Source organism: Paenisporosarcina sp. P4_B8 (assembly GCF_056402175.1).
Genome location: NZ_JBFUHX010000003.1, coordinates 175714 through 192713, shown reverse-complemented (window position 1 = coordinate 192713; position 17000 = coordinate 175714). Strand labels below are relative to the sequence as shown.

The window sequence follows — 17000 nt, the reverse complement described above, 5'->3', positions numbered from 1 at the left end:
CAGTCTCATCCTTTTTAGTGAATTATCGTCAACCATATATACAGTCCTGTTAAAGTAATGAATAGTGTAGGAACGGTTAATAACACCCCTACTTTAAAATAATAGCTCCAAGAGATTTTTACGCCTTTTTGACTTAAAACATGCAACCATAATAACGTTGCCAGAGAACCGATTGGCGTCATTTTCGGCCCTAAATCAGACCCGATGACATTTGCATACATCAACGCTTCCCTCATCACGCCGGATGTATTCGTATCGGCAATGGCAATTGCATCAATCATGACCGTCGGCATATTGTTCATGATTGATGATAGAATTGCCGCTATGAAGCCCATCCCAATCGTTGCTGCATATAGGCCATGACTGGTTGTCCATTCGATTAAATCAGTCAACACTGATGTTAAGCCTACATTGCGAAGACCATATACAACAACATACATACCAATAGAGAAGAAAACGATAGCCCACGGAGCCCCTTTGATGACATTCCGTGTGTGAACGGCTTTGCTTTTGCGGGCAAGGAATAAGAAAATCAATGCTACTGCAGTGGCAATGAAGGAAACGGGAATATTCAATGATTCACTCAAGAAATATCCAACTAGTAATACACTCAGTACGTACCATGAAATATGGAACATCCGGATATCTTTCAATGCTTCCTTTGGTTCTTTTAACATTTTTTCGTCAAAGTGTTTTGGAATTGATTTACCAAAGAACAAATACAGGACGAGCATGCTTGCCGCTACACTGAATAAGTTTGGTACTAACATCCGTGACGCATATTCGATAAAGCCAATGCCAAAGAAATCAGCTGAAACGATGTTCACCAAGTTACTGATCACAAATGGCAAGGATGTGGTATCCGCAATAAATCCAGAAGCCATGATGAATGGTAAAATCATTTTCTCTTTGAAATCAAGTGCACGTACCATTGCTAACACTATCGGCGTCAAGATTAAAGCTGCACCATCATTCGCAAATAAAGCGGCGACTGTAGCCCCAAGTAGAGTCACGAGCAAAAACATGCGAATGCCACTTCCATTTGCAAAGCTGGCCATATGAAGTGCCGACCATTCGAAGAAACCGATTTCATCCAAAATCAATGAAATAATAATCAACGCTATAAACGTCAGTGTTGCATTCCAGACGAATCCTGTTACATCAATGACGTCCTGAAAATTAACTACACCTACAAGAAGTGCGATTGCCGCTCCAGCCATCGCCGACCAACCAATCGATAACCCTTTCGGTTGCCAGATGACAAAAATTAATGTCACGATAAAAACTATACTTGCTAACCATAAAACCATTTTAGTTCCTCCACTTATGCCTCACACATGACTTTTTTGCCTTCTATAATTAAATCTTCTACCGTACGTGCAGGCGTAGGTAGTAAACTGAGCAAATGTATTAATACCGGATATTGTGGATGACGAACGTTTAATGACCAAATTGTCCAACGACCACGCTTTTCTTCACTCACAATACCTGCAGCCTTTAGCTTTCGCATATGCTGACTGATTGCCGGTTGCGTCATTTCAAGAAGTTCCGTTAACTCACAGACACATAATGACTCATGCATGAGATACGTTAAGATTCTTAACCGATTTTGGTCACCAATGCCTTTTAAATACTGTTCTAGTGCTATATAGTCCATAAGCGTCTCCTAATCCATTAATAATAATACGATTATATAAGCATTCACTTATGTATGCAATACTGAATTATAAATACCGACGGTTATTAGATCCATACAAAAAAATAAGATTGCCAAGGCAATCTTATTTTGCAGAAATCGATTTAATTGTATTCAAAATGGTTTGGGTGAGTATTGCGATTCCGGTATGTAAGCAGTTGTGATTGAATGTCATGTTCGGGTGATGGAGTCCTGGGGACAAATCACAGCCGAGACCTAACATCGTAGCTTTTATATTTGGTTTATATAAGGAATAAAAATGAAAGTCTTCACCACCAGGAGTTTCAATTCGAGGTTGTAAATTATCGGCACCGATTACTTCGCTGATTGCCTCTGCCATCAAATGATAGGCATCTTCATTCACGATTGCCGCTACCAATCCTTCATGGACAATATATTGGATTTTTACATGATATATTGATTCCACACTTTGAATCACTTCGCATACCTTTGTTCGAAGTGTACGCATGGCATCATTTGTTTGAGCCCGCAAATCAAGTGTAAAGGATGCTTTTCCCGGAATGATATTACCTGTCTCACTTCCGGCTTGTAGTTTGGTCATTTTTACGGAACATGGGATTAGTGGATCCATTCTTATTGCTTGCAAACCCTGAATAATAGCAGCACCGACTTCAATGGCATTTTTTCCAAGATGAGGTCTTGCCGCATGGGCATCCTCCCCCTGAATAGTGCCTCTTATTAAACCTGCAGCACCATGACAGATGGCAGCTGATGCAGTCCCGTTCGGTATTTCCTGAATGGGCCGAAGATGAACTCCATATAAATAATCAACATTGTCCAAAACGCCAAGACTTAATAGTTTCAATGCACCTTGCCCTTTTTCCTCAGCCGGCTGAAAAATCCACTTAAGACGAATACCCTCGGGAAATCCTATTTCTTTCATCGCAAGCAAGGTTCCAACACCCATTGTCATATGTGCGTCATGACCGCATGAGTGATTTGCTTTGAATACGCTATTCACTTCTTGCCAAAGGGCATCCATGTCTGCTCGAATCCCTATACACGTTTCCCCTTCTCCTACTTCAACGACAAGACCCGTGCATTCATCGAATGTTTGAACGGTAAACCCTTCTTGTTCGATTAATTTTTTCAAGTAAGCAGTTGTTCCAACTTCTTTCCAACTTACTTCGGGATGTGCATGCAAATAGTCAAACACTTCATTTATTCTTGCCCTGTGTGACTCATTACTTTCCTTCATACCTTTCACCTCATGAACATGTCGTTTCTAAATACCGTATCCTATTTGGAATGAACTAGTAATTTTTTTCAGATGAAACCTGTTCACCCCAGTAAATGATAAGCTCTTTAACAAGAGATTTACTTCCTTACTAGTATAATATAAAAAAATGGCTCGCTAATGCGAGACATTTTCCGATTATATTTGTTCTAGTAACTTCAAGGACTCTCGGTTAAAAGCAGGAATATCATCTGGTTGTCGGCTTGTGACCAATTGATTTTGGCAAACCACAACTTCTTTATCCACATATTTTGCTCCCGCGTACAACATATCTTGAGCAATCGATTTATAGCCTGTGGCATCTCGACCTTCCAAAGTTTTTGCTGTAATTAGTAACTGTGGTCCGTGGCAGATTGCAAATACTGGTTTTTTTGCATCCATGAACGCTTTTGAAAATACTACAAACCGTTCGTCCTCCCGTAATAGATCAGGTGAAAATCCACCAGGGATAAAGAGTGCATCAAAGTCTTCTGGTTTAACATCATCGACTCCGTGATCGATCTTCACCATCGCTTCCCCTTGTTTGCCTTTCACTTCTTTCCCTGCTTTTTTTTCAATTGTAAATACCTCATGACCTGCTTCGTTAAAAGCTCTCGTGGGATCCATATACTCAATGTCTTCAAACATTTTCGTGATTAAAGTTGCAATTTTCGCCATTTCCAACTCACTCCTTAAAGTTTGTTCCTACTAATTATTCCACTGAAATATACCGTTAAACATCTTATCGGTATTTTGAAACCATTGGATGTCCTTTTTCTGAAAAACGATATGGATAGTGAACTGCTTCACCAGAATTCTGAATGCCAACACGCGGACCCACTTCCACTTCTTCACTACCCGGTCCAGGTGCAATGAAAAGAGGTTCTTCTGACCAATGGTGGCCATAGTAACCCATGCCCACTCCCAGTGCTTTTGCAAGCTTACCTGGCCCATTTGTCCAATTTTTCATCGGGGTTGTCCCCCTAAATTGTTGCATTAAGTCGAGACCTTCAATAGGTTCACCGGCGCGTAATAACACAGCCTGGGGTTTACCGACAGGTCCGCTCACGATATTCATCAATGTATGTGTGTGCATTTGATAGGTATAAACAAGGCCAGCTTCCCCAAACATGACTTCCGTTCTTTTCGTTCTACGATTTCCGAAGCTATGAGCCGCACGATCTTCAGGTCCCATATATGCTTCCGTTTCTATTATTTTGGCCACGACCAAACCCGATGGATGTTGATGGACGATGTATTGTCCGATTAGATTTTTCGCAAGATTAATAGTTGCTTGCTGAAAAAAGTCGGCTGATATAGGTTGGAAATTCATGTACATTCCCCTTTCTATTGTTATAGACTAACTATGTTAAGCTATAGCGATGCAGAAACAGGCTGACGCTTTCCACTACAGTAAGTAAGATAGCATCACTTACTATTTAGTGATATGGAGCATCACTTCGACGATAATCGTAGGAGCAAAGAATATGGTCAAGCACCTTTGACCATATTCTTGCTAGGCTCAACTGCAATCACGTATTTTCTATCCATTATCAACAAACATAGCCTTATTATAATAAGCGCATACATTGAATTTTATTGAAACGGGGATGATAAGAATGAAAGAGATAATAAATGAAATCAATCAATTTAGAGACGATCGTGGATGGGAAGGCAATCATGATGCACGTAGTCTGGCCATTTCTATTTCATTGGAAGCAAGTGAACTTTTAGAATGCTTTCAATGGCGTTCAGGCGAAGAAGCTATTGCTCACGACAAACAAGCCATCGTGGATGAAATGGCTGACGTGTTCATTTACTTGCTTCAGTTCTCCGATGTAATCGGTGAAGATTTAATGTTAGCGGCCCGTGAAAAAATGAAGAAAAATGCCATAAAGTACCCAATACCGTCTAAATCAGTATAAATCGCCCTTGCATACATCTATTTTCCTATTGAATTACAGTTAACTGAATATTATATTATTTAAACAAGCTAATAAGGAGTTGACTGCATGAACAACTGGAAGTGGTTAATTTGGATTGCAGCGGGCTCACTCCTCTTCTTTTATACAAGAACGGATACAAAGCAAGATCAAGTAAGCGCAAATCCAACACTCATTAAAACGTACGATCCAAAATACAATCCGAACCAATCATTGGCCGATTATCTAGTTTTCCGTTCTATGATTTCAGGACAAGCAAAAATGGCCGTTACTGGCAGTAGTGTCACACGCGGATCTGGATCTTCCCATCAATCGAAAACATGGCGTGGACGTATCGAAGCAAATCTTCGAAATACGAACCATTCTCTGAAAGACCTCATCATCTCAAATCATGGTTACTCAGGCTATACTTCGGTAAGGTTACTCGAAGATCATGTGACTGCTCCCATATTGAAAGAGCAACCGGATGTTTTATTTATTGAGACATCTGTAATTAATAACCACAATAAAAATGTGTCTTTGGATGATACGTTTAAATCATTGGATTCTCTATACAAATTGTACGCTGAAGCATTACCGGAAACTCGCATCGTTTTTCTTTCGCCAAATCCATGCACCGAAAATAAATTTGGACCAACACTTAATCAGTTTGGCCTGAAGTTTACAGATTATGTTGATGAAACGGCTGCCTATATCAAAAAACAGGGATGGCGTTATTTTGATACACATGGTGCTATGCTCTACCATATGTCTTCAAAAAACATAACCCTTCCATCTACGTTAAAGGATGGCATTCATCCGAACGATCGCGGATATAAAGTATGGGCCGAAGTATTATGGCCTTTCGTTCAACAAAAACAAGAAACTATTCCAAACACTATGTAAAGATCAAAAAGCACAGCTCTTGAGGAGTTGCGCTTTTTGTTTTACATCTATTAGTTATTTCTTGATTAGACCTTTATCAATCAAGAAGTCATGTGCTACATCCTCTGCTTTTTCACCATCAATATCGACACGTGCATTCATCTTTTGCATATCTTCCAAAGAAATCATTCCTGCTAATTCGTTTAACACATCTTCAAGTTCAGGGTACGTTTTGAGTGTTTCCTCACGAACAAGTGGGGCTGCATCATATTTAGGGAAGAAACCTTTATCGTCTGTTGTGATGGCTAAATCGAATCGTTCAATTCGGCCATCTGTCGTAAAGGCCGTAATGACATCAACATCTCCTTGTTTAACCGCTTCGTACATTACGTTTGGATCCAGACTTTCCTCACCAGAGAATTCGAACGGATACACTTTCAGCAATGCATCATAACCATCCCCAGGTCGCTCATAAAAAGCATGAGGTGCACCGAACACGATGTCTTCTGACTTCGACGCTTCAACCAAGTCAGAATAGGTCTCAGCATTATAAGGTTTATCTTTGCTGTAAGCTAAAGTGTACGTATTTTCAAAGCCCAATGGTTCCAACCATGTGACACCGAACTTTTCTTCATATCCCTTACGAACACGTTCCAGAATACTTTCGGAGCTTTCATCTTGTTCCAACTTTTCCTCCAAAACCGATTGCAACCCTGTTCCCGTATATTCTACATAGACATCGATATCACCTTTTTCAAGCGCAGGTGTCAATATCGCCACTTCGCCTAACCCTTCTTTATACTCCACTTTGTAATCTGTTTTGGATTCCACGTACTGGCCGAGTATTTGGGGTAAAATAAACTGCTCGGTAAATTGTTTCCCGCTGATTACAATCGGTTCACTTACGTCGCCACCAGCATCGTTTGATGAGCCACAGCCAACTAACGCTAACGATGTTAAAAGTACTATACCCGCTAACCTTTTCTTCATGTCATTTCCTCCTAATGTGTTTTCATCCCTTTTGGTGTCGCTTTCTTTTCAACCCATTTCAATAATAAATCGAAACTGATAGCCAGTAATGCTACCGGAAGTGCACCGGCAAGAACGAGCGAGTTATTATACGATTGCAACCCTCGATAGATGACATCCCCTAAACCACCGGCACCCACAAACGTGGCGAGTGTTGCAATCCCAACTGTCAAGACGGTAGCTGTTCGAATACCTGCCATTATAAATGGCAAAGCAAGCGGAAACTCAATTTGTTTTAATATCTGGGTCCGTGTCATTCCCATTCCGCGTCCCGCTTCAATAATCGATGAGTCAACACTAGTCAACCCTGTATAGGTGTTGCGGAGGATTGGTAGCAAAGCATAAATAATAAGTGCAATGAGTGCTGTTTTTGAGCCTATTCCGATGAGAGGTACCAAGAAACCGAATAATGCTAAACTCGGTATCGTTTGAAATATTGCAGTTATGCCTATTACAGGTTCTGCGTATTTTCGATAGCGTGCAATCATCATTCCAAGCGGCAAGGCAATCGCAATGCCTATAGCCAGTGCCACGAAAGATAAATAGATATGTTCGAGGAACGCTTGTTGAATAAGATCAGAGCGACTTTGGAGCGTATCCAAAAAATCAGTCATAAGAAGAAGCACCTTCTTCCTTTGCGAGTACTGCCTTCAACAACGAAGATTGGTCAAGATAGCCGACAAATTCTTCATTCGTATAAACCGCCAATACATCTGTATGGGGCTTTTCCAATAAGGTAATTGCTTGTTCCACGTCATCTGAAGAGTTAATAGAAACAATTTGTTCTCTCATATTGGATTGAGTGTAAAACGGTGACAACTCCCCAATCTTCCATTTGCCAAATGACCGTTTACGATTAATGCGTTCTTCACCGATAAAATTCCGTACAAATTCATTGGCAGGTTGATGGATAAGCTCTTCTGGAGATCCCTCTTGTTCCAATTTTCCATCTCGCAATACAATAATATGGTCAGCTATTTTCAACGCTTCATCCATATCATGCGTGACAAAAACAATGGTTTTCTGAATTTCTTGTTGAAGATTTCGCAATTCATCTTGAAGTTGTTCACGACTGATTGGATCGAGAGCGCTGAATGGTTCGTCCATTAAGACAATGTTCGGGTCCCCAGCCAGTGCACGTACTACGCCTACACGTTGTTGCTGACCTCCACTCAATTCAAGTGGAAATCGGTTCAAATACGTTTCCGGATCGAGTCCAACAATGTCCATCAGTTCGTTGACACGGGCCTGTGTCTTTTCTGCAGTCCACCCTTTTAATGTAGGTACCAATGCAGCGTTTTTAGCGATAGTCATGTGGGGAAATAAGCCGATACGCTGAATGACGTAACCTATAGATCTTCTAAGTCCCACTTCATCTTGATTTTTAATAGATTGGTCATCAATTAATATATCGCCTGTGGTAGGTACTTCCAGTCGGTTAATCATCTTCATCAATGTGGTTTTACCGCATCCACTGGGACCGATAATCACCGTTAACATGCCTGTCGGAATGGTCAATGAAACATCTTTTAATGCTTCCGTCCCATCCGCAAACCTTTTCGTTACTTTATTAAATCGAATCACAGCCTCTGCCCCTTTTAAGCTTCAGTATGTATATCCTTTTTCTATTACCCGTTAATCATATGAAATATGCATATTTTCTTAGACTTATTCATAAAAAAACACATCCACTCGATTAGTGTAATCGAGTGGATGCAGCTTACTACTTTAAAGCATTTATTTGAGCAGTTAATTCATTGAAACGTTGGTCAAGTACCTCATATTTCGAATCCTGTTTGGATATAAAACTGATTTCGCCTAGGATTGCCTGTCTTTCTGTTTCGAGCTTCAACAGTTGTTGCTGTTGTGCCGTTTCAACTTGGCGATTTTGCCATTCTTTAAAAGTCATGTCGATTTTTTTCATGCATCCACCTTCAAAGACCAGGAGTTTTGTGGCGATTTTCTCAAGAAAGTATCGATCATGCGTCACAACGATAATGGTCCCTGGATACGTAGACAAAGTTTGCTCCAGTTGTTCACGCGAAGGTAAATCCAAGTGATTTGTCGGTTCGTCCAGTAGCAATACATCTTTTTGTTCGAGCATGAATGCCATTAATTTTAATTTCAATTTCTCTCCCATACTCATGGACTTGATCGGCAATCGCCAATGATCTTTCCCGAATCCCAGATTGATCATCAAAGTTTGAATCATTCCCCGGGAGTCAAAATCATGAGGGACAAACCATTCTTCCGGAGTTTTCTCTTCCGGTAAATCATCTATGGACTGTTGCAAGTAGCCTATACGCATCGCTTTTGTTCTCCACAGTTCACCCTCATACGGTTCTTCTTCCATCAGCATTTTCAACCAAGTGGACTTTCCACATCCATTCGGTCCCACGAGTGCAACTCTTTCACCTTGCTTAATGGTGAATGAAGCATCTTTCCAAAGTGTGTGACTTCCGAAAGTCTTAGTGACGGACTTGGATTCAATCACTCGGTTTCCTTGCTTACGGTTTGCTTCAATCGAAAATGACACTGCTTTCTCTTCTGTTGGACGATTGAGCTCGGCTTTTGCTTTTTCTCCTTCAAGCCTCTTACGTTTCGAACGGATTTGAGTATCCATCCTTTTTGCTTTTACCCGATAATGTTCTTTAAATCCTTCTTGCTTGGTCGATTGTGAATGAGCTTTTGCAGACCAATTTTGAAGAGAAGAAATCTGTTCATCAATCTGGGCAATTTTTTTCTGTTGCACCTCAAATAGATGAGTTTGCGCTTTTCGCCTCTCTTCTTTTAGAGTGCAATAAACCGAATAATTCCCTTCATACGCTTTGACACCTTGATGTTCCACTTCCCAAATCCCATCAGCCACTTCATCCAGGAAATGCCTGTCGTGTGAAACGACCATAACAGTCCCCTTGAAACGCTTAACTTGCGCTATTAATTCATGTAAGCTCTGCTGATCCAAATGATTTGTCGGTTCGTCTAAAATCAGTAACTGAACTTGATTTGAAAAAGCTTGCACTAGCCTCTGTTTCATTTGTTCACCACCGCTCATTAATTCATATGAGCGACCTTTTGGAACTTGCCATTTATGCAATTCCCTCTTTTGAGCAGGGGAAAATTCTTGTGGTTCAGATACTTGCTGTTTAAAATAATGCATCGACGGTATGCCACCGAACCACTGAATAAACCCTTCACTTGGTTCCTTTTCGTTCGCAAGGACTGACAGCAAGGTTGATTTTCCTTCGCCATTTGCGCCGACAATTCCAATGCATCCCCCTTGCCTGATGTCCATCGTCACATCTTTCAAGATTGTTTTACTTCCAAATTGAATCGATACGTTCTGTAATTTTCCTAGTAAGGTCATCATGATCCCTCCAATTTCGGAGAAATAAAAAAATCCTCCGTTTTTGTACGGAAGGATTCACTGATCATTTATAGTCATCACAAAAAAGCTCTTTATGTACAAAAAGAGTTAAGATGATGGGATAAATGGGCAGACGAATCCAATTTCCGTTTTGCAAAAATGTTCATTTGCATAGAAATCAGATTAGATATCCATCAGTCACCCATCGTCCCTTCATACTTAGTAACAAAATTATACCATATTTCTTTTCAATTGACGCGCAATTTCGTCCATTTCACCATTACTTATTTCAATAACAGGTTCCACCACTTTGAAGCCATCTTCTGAAAACCTCGGTATGATATGAAAATGGACATGCGGAACTTCCATACACGCTCCATTGTTTTGCATAATCGTTACACTCTCTGCAGGATAACATTCCCTTATGGATTTCATGACATTTTGACAAAGAGACATAACCACCATATTTTCTTCTATTGTCATGTCTGTTAAATCCGGCACATGACGTTTTGGCAAAACCAACACATGGCCTTTCTGAATGGGGTCAATATCCAAAAATGCAATGGCTTCCTCTGTTTCCTTTACCACTCTCGCTGGCAGCTCACCTTTTATGATGCGGCAAAAAATACAGTTCATTGCCCATCTTCCGGTAAAAATTCTAAGTGAATGGAATCCGCAATTTTCCGGTAACCGATTTCCTGATAAATTTTGTTGGACGTCGGGTTCAACATATCTGTATATAGTACACAGAAGTCATATGTTTTGAGCAACTCTTCACTTCCAGCAGCGACCATCGTCCGCGCATAGCCTTTTTTTCTTTCCTCGAGAGGAGTAAAAACAAATGATACGGTAACCCCTCGATCAGAAGGACGTGCTTTTTTCATCATTGATACGACTTTCCCGTTGTCTTCCCAAAAGAATACTTCCTGATCCTCAAGAAACTGTATGACGCGCTCATTAATCACTTCAGGTGGGGAACTTTTAAGTCCCGTATCCTGTTCGAACACTTTATACCAAGTTGCCAGTAATGGCGCTTCGTCTTTTCGCGCATAGCGCCAAGATCCCGAACTTTTTTCGAGTGATTGTTCGACTTTATCCAGACGGTACAAGCCTTGATCCATCAATAATCGGGCTTTACTTTTCGTCAGCTCCTGCCATTTTTCTGAAAAAGCATTTACGACACGCTTCACTCCGACAGCCGACGGAACTGGAATTTTTCTTTTAGAAATCTCTTGCGCCGCATATGACAAAATGTCAGCCATTTTTGTTTCATCAACCACAATAATATTCAGTGGATGAGGGGGTGTCATTTGAAAGAGAGCCACGACTTGATCATCCTCTTCGACCGTAGCCATGAATGGATTTTCATAACGACCTGCTTTTATTCCCTGCAGCACACCGTTAAACAAACTGTATAAATCTTCATTTTGCTTTAGAAACGGTTTAGCTTTATCCTCAAATTCCTGAGGTTGAATAAACACATTGAATTTCATCCGATTCTATCTCCCTATCGTTTTTAATAGTAGATATTACACAAATTCTCCGGAAATGTCACTCTTTTTAGAAAATTTTAAAATGATTGTGAACGAATGCCAGTCGATTAATAGAACATTCTTTTCTTTAAAATTCGGGAATCGGGTCTCGCCATCCCGTTATTCCGCTTGAGTGGCGCTGATTCCTTAACTATTAATGTTTAAAAGAAGCTATAGGAACAAATGAAAGAGTGTATTTGCGCCTGGCAAGCAAAGACGAAGGTTAAAAACGCCACTTCATGTGGGCCCAAGCGTGAGACCCACAAGTATGTGGTTTTCATACTTTTTTGCTCATGCAAAACATGCCGCTAGCGTAAATGTACGATAAACAAAAAAAATCCATCCCCCTAGTCTTGGGAGATGGATAATTCTTTGGCTGAAATTTGTTTGCGTTCAAGTTTTGCGACTAACAAAATACTGATTTCATACAACAATATCATCGGAATCAGCACCATGAAATCACTAATAAAGTCTGGTGGTGTCACTGTTGTCGAAATAATCGCCAGTATCACATAAGACCATTTTCGAACCTTTCTCATATTTACTGATGTCAAAACGCCTATGGCTGACAAAAACATTGCGATGATAGGCAATTCGAAAAGCAGGCCTAGCGGGACCGTCGTCATTAATAAAAAGTGAATATATTCACTTGCTGAAACCATCACTTCAAAATTCACTTCGCCAATATTAATCAAGAATTGATAACTCAAGGGATTCACAACAAAATATCCAAATGAAATACCAACCACAAACAGGACGAGCATAAGTGGAGAGTAAATACCAATAAATCGACTCTCTGTATGATTCAATCCCGGTTTAACGAATTGCCCGAGAAAATGAAAGATAAAGGGTAGTGAAAAACCGAGAGACAGTGCACTGGAAATCGACATATAGAATTTCACCACTTCAAGTGGCCCAAGCACAATCAGTTCATTGCCTCTAGTCACTAATGGAAACCATAGGTTTATGGATGATAATACAACAATGAAGAAAAAAAGAAACACGACCACACTTTTAATGATTTGTTTCCGTAAATCCGTTAGATGATCCACTAGGGTGCCTTCGTCGCTTTCAATCGCATCTTCATCAACCATTTCAGTTGTTGCGCCTACTTCTTCCACCAATTTCTTGTCCAATGGACTTAGTATTTTCTTGTCGTGATGTTCGTATGGGTCCATATCTACACCTTCTATACGATTTCAGATTTCTTTTCATCTTTTTTCACTGGCTCGTCGTCATCCATTAGACCTCTTGTCGACTTTTTAAATTCCGAGAATGTCTTACCTACTGCCGATCCGATTTCTGGTAATTTTTTTGGTCCGAATACGATGAGTACAATGACAAGAATAATGATTAATCCCGGTACTCCTATTGCTCCTAATCCACCCATTTGTATTCCTCCTTTTTTATACGAGTGATCCACCCGATTTACTGTATTTGATAATGCCTTCCGAAGCACGATACGCAAATGCTGCCACCGTACCTGTAGGATTGTATCCTCCGTTGTGTGGGAAGTTACCCGCACCTACAACGAATAGATTTTCCGCATCCCAATGCTGCAAATAATTATTCACTACACTATTTTCGGGACTGCTACCCATAATTGTCCCACCCGTATTGTGCGTCGTTTGATAGGCGACAATATCGTAATCCGTGATCGGGGTTCGGCTTTCGACTGTTTTTGCACCCATTTCTTTCATGATAACAGCAGACTTTTCCGTAATATATTTATGAAGCGCACGGTCCTGATCGGTAAAATTATATGTCATTTGAAGAAGAGGTAAACCGTATGCATCTTTATATTTACTATCCAATGATAGGTAGTTCTCTTTATGTGGCATGGATGCTCCTTGTGCCCCAATTGAAAGAGTACGGGTATAGTTATATATGGACGCTTTCTTGAATTCCGCGCCCCACGTAGGTACATCTTTTTGAATCGGATTTGTTTCAATCGGTCTTGCACCTGATTGAAGGAGAGAGAGGCTCCCACCATGAATGAAATCCAAATCACTATGATCGAAATTGTCGCCATTAAAATCATCAATGCTTATCCCCAGTGCACCTGCCCCCATGAACGTGTTCATTTGTTCTTCAAAGTAACCCGTTGCGCCCGGTAAAATTTGATAGCAATAGTTTTTACCTAATGTTCCACGCCCGGTATCCGGATTATATTGCTCACCAATTTTCGATATCATTAATAATTTTGCATTATTCATGACATAACTTGTTAGAACAACCACTTCAGCAGGCTGAATAAACTCTTCACCCGACAACGTGTTCAAATACCTGACGCCAGTAACCTTATTTCCGCTCTTGATGACTTCCACCACATTGGCTTCAAAGCGTGCTTCAAAATTCCCCGTTTTTCTTGCCGTTGGAACGACCGTAACTTCAGGAGATGACTTTGCCCCATATTCACAACCAAAACGTTCACAAAAACCACAGTATTGACAGGCATTGATCGTTTGTCCATCCTGATTTGTATACGCTTCTGACAAATTTGCTGACGGTAGCATAAATGGTGTATAGCCAAGTTTGGACGTTGCCGTTTCAAATTTTTGCAATATTGGTGTCTTCTTCATCGGTGGCGTTGGAAATGGGTTTGACCGTTTGCCCGCAAATGGATTTTTTTCGTCACCTGAGATTCCGGCGGTTTCTTCAAACTTGTAAAAGTAGGGTTCCAACTCATCATATGTAATACCCCAATCTTGAAGTAAATAGTCTGAAGACAACTTTTTGGGACCATATTTTTTTTCTGTTAGTGTCTTTATTTGGAAGTCGTAAGGAAGAAAACGCCATGTATGTCCATTCCAGTGTGTACCCGCGCCTCCAAGTCCCTCTCCTAAAAGAAATGAACCTAATTGTCGCATCGGAAGTGCTTGCATCCCACGGTTATTCCGAATGGTTATCGTTTCTTTTGATAGATTCTGTATGAGTTCGTACCTTATTGCATATCTATATTCGTCATGCACCTTCATATAATCTTCAGTACTTCGTTCTTTTCCGCGCTCCAAGCCTACTACTTTCAAGCCTGCCTTTGCACATTCGGCTGCTATGATTCCCCCTAACCATCCAACTCCTACAGTCACAACGTCTACTTTCGGTAAAGTTTTTACCATTTAATTCCCCCCTGTCCTAGTGCTTCCCACTTAAAGATTGTGGTTCGATTTTTTGGAATTCCGCTTTGTCGATTACATTGATATAAGCCATTTGGTGGCCAGGAAACTCTTTCATTCTCCAACCGTCCATATTATTATTCCCACGATACATAGGGTCTGAATAAGCACCTTCCAGTGTTGCAGTCCGAAGTAGACGGAAGAAAAATGCAGATGTTGTTCCTTCCATTTTTATTTCGTCCTTTTGAATTGCTGTCAATATTTCATCCATTTGTGCACCTTCTAGATCCGAAAATCCTTTATCGAATCTGCTCGACGACTCGGCTTCCATTTTTGCAATACCTTGTCTAAAGATTTCAGCACGTGTCAGACGACTTTGATATCCCTGGGTAGGCGCACCAATAGCAAATGGCCCTTGCATGTATTCCTTAGAGTTACTACCATACTGCCCTGCTAATTGACTGTCGATAAAATACGGTACCCCAAGCTCAATAGCACCAGGACCTAAATCGTCTTTCGGAAAAATCCGTTCAGTTGCGTTGGCTAGTACTTGAAACTCTCGCTCGCTTGTAAAAAACATTAGACCTTTATCCGTCGTCCCCGTTTCCGTGTGACCTCCATGCTTGGTTTCAGTCGGCGTAGTCGTTGCATTTTTTGAATTGTAGCCAATCAAACCACCAAGAATTCCCCCTCCAATAAGTGCACCAGTTGCCACCCCTGAAGTTTTCAGGAAATCACGTCTAGAAAACTTCTTCACTCTCTTCGCCATGCCTTCACTCTCCTTCTTTTAATTAGACTGTCGAAATTTTTGATAGTATATTAAATTAGCAGTTTTGAATAAATATTTTAATATTCATTTAACGAATATTCTGAATTATTTATTCGTAATACAGGAGGATTGCTTATACACACAAATTTAACGTTAAAAGGAATCCCTACCTTTTTGAGATGGAAAGTTGACAGTCTGAATGTTGAGTATGCATACGATACTACCACCGCAGATTATGAACTCTCTTAAATATACAATGTCCAAATTGAGGAAGATTTAAACCTTTTCCAAGTGATAAGGAGGCGAATTCTGTTGTGGTTCGGATAGATTTGATGGTGCGAAACTTGTATTCATTGTGGATCGAGTTGAAATCTACCCGGTTGATGAATCCCCCCTTAGAGAGATATTCGGATTCAGCACTGGCAGTAGATTGAACCTCATCACGTGTACTGTTGAATACAATAAAAAAGGTTCTTATTACGAAGATCGCCTTGTCGTTTACTCGACGTTAAAAACATCATAAAAAAAAGTGAATCATCCTTAAGTGGATGATTCACTCTTTTTTATGTCATCTATTTGTTGTAGCCATTGTTCCACTTCATTTGGTGTTTTCAGTGTTATGACGTCTGTCTGGACTTTGGCTAGAACAGCGAGCATCTCAGGCCGTGCATCTTTTGGGTAACGCCAAATCCACCGGGCAAAATCCCAATCTATTTTTTCTGGACAACCTTTCCCCATATCCGGCCGTGTTGTCCCTCGATATATCCACGCACGTTTACATGCGCGATAGAGACATACGACATTCGAGAAATCAAGATAGATAATAAGGTCTGCATACTGCGCACGTAATTCGATGGTGGAGTCATAATTTCCATCAATGATCCACTCGGGTTTCGCTAATTCCTTCTTTACTCTTTCCATAAATTCAGGACGTGGTGAAGGATTCCATCCTGGTTGCCAAAACATAGCATCCAAATGCACGACAGGCAAACCCAGCCTTTCACCCAATTGGCGAGATAACGTGGATTTCCCAGCTCCTCCCGATCCCACAATCAGGATTTTTCTATGCTTAAGCTGCGTCTTCTTCAAATGAACAGACTCCAATCGTATTGCCATCAATATCTTTAAATTGATAGAATTCTACGTTTCCTCCAGTTTGCACATGTGTTGCATCGACTCCTGCGTCTAACATGAAATGATGGGTAGCATGAATATCCGTTGTATAGAGATTGAACCATTCATGTTCTTCAGGTTTACTCGAACCCATTTGTGGATTTCTCACGAGCGTAAAAGCTGTTTCTCCATTCCCGATGTCCATTGCTGCATAACCATTTTCCTCATCATGCCATCGCAATTTAAATCCACACTTCTCTTTAAACCATTCGATTGAGCGTTTTGTGTCTTGCACTGGTAAAAAAACGGTGTCAATTCTTTTGAACATAGCCGA

General features: G+C 40.6%; 19 protein-coding genes. 2 read left to right on the top strand and 17 right to left on the bottom strand.

What is annotated here, in order from left to right; translation table 11 throughout:
• Window positions 1-14: 14 nt before the first annotated feature.
• The 5 genes from AC1DSK_RS04750 to AC1DSK_RS04730 all read right to left on the bottom strand — a co-directional run bounded on the left by AC1DSK_RS04750 (window position 15) and on the right by AC1DSK_RS04730 (window position 4266).
• Window positions 15-1310 carry an arsenic transporter gene (locus AC1DSK_RS04750; RefSeq protein WP_477546839.1) on the bottom strand — a complete coding sequence of 432 codons (1296 nt, stop codon included), beginning with the start codon at window positions 1308-1310 and terminating at the stop codon, window positions 15-17.
• A 14-nt stretch (window positions 1311-1324) separates the two neighbouring features.
• On the bottom strand, window positions 1325-1657 hold the full coding sequence (locus tag AC1DSK_RS04745) for an ArsR/SmtB family transcription factor (RefSeq protein ID WP_477546838.1): 333 nt from the start codon (window positions 1655-1657) through the stop codon (window positions 1325-1327).
• 124 nt (window positions 1658-1781) lie between these two features.
• A complete protein-coding gene (locus AC1DSK_RS04740) occupies window positions 1782-2915 on the bottom strand; it encodes a M20 peptidase aminoacylase family protein (protein ID WP_477546837.1) in 1134 nt (377 codons plus the stop codon).
• A 177-nt stretch (window positions 2916-3092) separates the two neighbouring features.
• On the bottom strand, window positions 3093-3611 hold the full coding sequence (locus AC1DSK_RS04735) for a type 1 glutamine amidotransferase domain-containing protein (protein ID WP_477546836.1): 519 nt from the start codon (window positions 3609-3611) through the stop codon (window positions 3093-3095).
• A gap of 64 nt (window positions 3612-3675) precedes the next feature.
• Window positions 3676-4266, bottom strand: coding sequence for a DNA-3-methyladenine glycosylase (locus AC1DSK_RS04730; protein ID WP_477546835.1), 591 nt, complete (start codon window positions 4264-4266; stop codon window positions 3676-3678).
• A gap of 286 nt (window positions 4267-4552) precedes the next feature.
• Here AC1DSK_RS04730 and AC1DSK_RS04725 point away from each other — a divergent pair, with 286 nt between their 5' ends.
• Entirely contained in the window at window positions 4553-4858 is a 306-nt protein-coding gene (locus AC1DSK_RS04725) for a nucleotide pyrophosphohydrolase (RefSeq protein WP_477546834.1), read from the top strand.
• Window positions 4859-4945: 87 nt separating this feature from the next.
• Window positions 4946-5761: an SGNH/GDSL hydrolase family protein gene (locus tag AC1DSK_RS04720; RefSeq protein WP_477546833.1), complete on the top strand. Its 816-nt coding sequence runs from the start codon at window positions 4946-4948 to the stop codon at window positions 5759-5761.
• Window positions 5762-5815: 54 nt separating this feature from the next.
• On the opposite strand, the gene AC1DSK_RS04715 is transcribed toward AC1DSK_RS04720, so the two are convergent.
• The 12 genes from AC1DSK_RS04715 to AC1DSK_RS04660 all read right to left on the bottom strand — a co-directional run bounded on the left by AC1DSK_RS04715 (window position 5816) and on the right by AC1DSK_RS04660 (window position 16994).
• A complete protein-coding gene (locus AC1DSK_RS04715) occupies window positions 5816-6730 on the bottom strand; it encodes an ABC transporter substrate-binding protein (RefSeq protein WP_477546832.1) in 915 nt (304 codons plus the stop codon).
• A gap of 11 nt (window positions 6731-6741) precedes the next feature.
• Window positions 6742-7383 carry an ABC transporter permease gene (locus AC1DSK_RS04710; protein ID WP_477546831.1) on the bottom strand — a complete coding sequence of 214 codons (642 nt, stop codon included), beginning with the start codon at window positions 7381-7383 and terminating at the stop codon, window positions 6742-6744.
• Window positions 7376-8353, bottom strand: coding sequence for an ABC transporter ATP-binding protein (locus AC1DSK_RS04705; RefSeq protein ID WP_477546830.1), 978 nt, complete (start codon window positions 8351-8353; stop codon window positions 7376-7378). Before AC1DSK_RS04705 ends, AC1DSK_RS04710 begins: the two co-directional genes overlap by 8 nt.
• 139 nt (window positions 8354-8492) lie before the next feature.
• Window positions 8493-10139 (bottom strand): ribosomal protection-like ABC-F family protein, encoded by a 1647-nt coding sequence (abc-f, locus tag AC1DSK_RS04700; RefSeq protein ID WP_477598088.1) that lies wholly within the window; start codon window positions 10137-10139, stop codon window positions 8493-8495.
• 228 nt (window positions 10140-10367) lie between these two features.
• Window positions 10368-10772 (bottom strand): HIT family protein, encoded by a 405-nt coding sequence (locus AC1DSK_RS04695; protein WP_477546828.1) that lies wholly within the window; start codon window positions 10770-10772, stop codon window positions 10368-10370.
• On the bottom strand, window positions 10769-11629 hold the full coding sequence (locus tag AC1DSK_RS04690) for a GNAT family N-acetyltransferase (RefSeq protein ID WP_477546827.1): 861 nt from the start codon (window positions 11627-11629) through the stop codon (window positions 10769-10771). Before AC1DSK_RS04690 ends, AC1DSK_RS04695 begins: the two co-directional genes overlap by 4 nt.
• A gap of 386 nt (window positions 11630-12015) precedes the next feature.
• Window positions 12016-12846, bottom strand: a complete 831-nt coding sequence (gene tatC, locus AC1DSK_RS04685) for a twin-arginine translocase subunit TatC (RefSeq protein WP_477546826.1) — start codon at window positions 12844-12846, stop codon at window positions 12016-12018.
• Between the two features lie 11 nt (window positions 12847-12857).
• On the bottom strand, window positions 12858-13058 hold the full coding sequence (gene tatA, locus AC1DSK_RS04680; RefSeq protein WP_016429671.1) for a twin-arginine translocase TatA/TatE family subunit: 201 nt from the start codon (window positions 13056-13058) through the stop codon (window positions 12858-12860).
• A gap of 16 nt (window positions 13059-13074) precedes the next feature.
• Window positions 13075-14787 (bottom strand): GMC family oxidoreductase, encoded by a 1713-nt coding sequence (locus AC1DSK_RS04675; RefSeq protein WP_477546825.1) that lies wholly within the window; start codon window positions 14785-14787, stop codon window positions 13075-13077.
• 16 nt (window positions 14788-14803) lie between these two features.
• Entirely contained in the window at window positions 14804-15553 is a 750-nt protein-coding gene (locus AC1DSK_RS04670; RefSeq protein ID WP_477546824.1) for a gluconate 2-dehydrogenase subunit 3 family protein, read from the bottom strand.
• A 540-nt stretch (window positions 15554-16093) separates the two neighbouring features.
• Window positions 16094-16642, bottom strand: a complete 549-nt coding sequence (locus AC1DSK_RS04665; RefSeq protein WP_477546823.1) for a DNA topology modulation protein — start codon at window positions 16640-16642, stop codon at window positions 16094-16096.
• On the bottom strand, window positions 16623-16994 hold the full coding sequence (locus AC1DSK_RS04660) for a VOC family protein (RefSeq protein ID WP_477546822.1): 372 nt from the start codon (window positions 16992-16994) through the stop codon (window positions 16623-16625). The genes AC1DSK_RS04665 and AC1DSK_RS04660 overlap by 20 nt, the downstream gene beginning before the upstream one ends.
• Window positions 16995-17000: the final 6 nt, after the last annotated feature.